Raw genomic sequence first — 714 nt, 5'->3', positions numbered from 1 at the left:
GTTTGATATCTTGTTTAGTATTTTAGCACAGGCAAAAGCACTTGTCAAGAAAAAATCAAATATTTTCTGAAAATTTCTTCAGTATAGAATATTTAGCTAATTGAAAGTTATTGAAAATCCTTGAAATGTTTCATTTTTTAGAAGTTAAATTCCAACTTCTTTCTATCAATTCCAGTACTTCTTCATCTGATAAAGTATCATCAAAAGCCACACTAATCCAGTAGCGTTTGTTCATATGAAAAACTGGATAAATACCCTTTTGTGAAAGCAGGTCCACTACTTGGTCATGCTTGAGGTTGACTGCTTCCACTAATCCTTCTCTACCCTTTTCCAGCTTATCCCAAGAGATTTTCATCAAAACAGCATACCATTTTTTATTGCTTTCATGTCTTAACACTGCCGTATCAGGTGATTTTTCCCACAGATATTCCAACTGATTACCATATTGTTCCTGAACTTGAGTCAGGATTCGCTTAGTCTGAGGACAGATAAAATCTTGCACATCAAAACAAGCCTTCCGAATCTGGTAAAGAATCTCCAAACAAGCCTCACGAACACTTGCAACAAAACTCCCTGTCATACTTTGCATATGGACTTGAGGATAAAGGTCGCCCGTTTCCTGATCAAAGACCTGAAAACTCACATTTTCAGTAGTGATGGAGACTGTCATGACAAAGTCACCCTGCAAAATCTGGCTGCTATAATTCCAGACTT

1 protein-coding gene is annotated in these 714 nt (G+C 36.6%); it reads right to left on the bottom strand.

Translation table 11 applies throughout. The features are described from left to right. Nucleotides 1–130: 130 nt before the first annotated feature. On the bottom strand, nt 131–714 hold a 584-nt coding region (locus SMIDD26_RS03380; RefSeq protein WP_061438926.1), incomplete at its 5' end, for an MmcQ/YjbR family DNA-binding protein.

Origin of the sequence: Streptococcus mitis, assembly GCF_001579035.1 — a bacterium.
In the GTDB taxonomy this organism is placed as follows: Bacteria; Bacillota; Bacilli; order Lactobacillales; family Streptococcaceae; genus Streptococcus; species Streptococcus mitis_J.
This window is presented reverse-complemented; position numbering and strand designations above follow the sequence as displayed.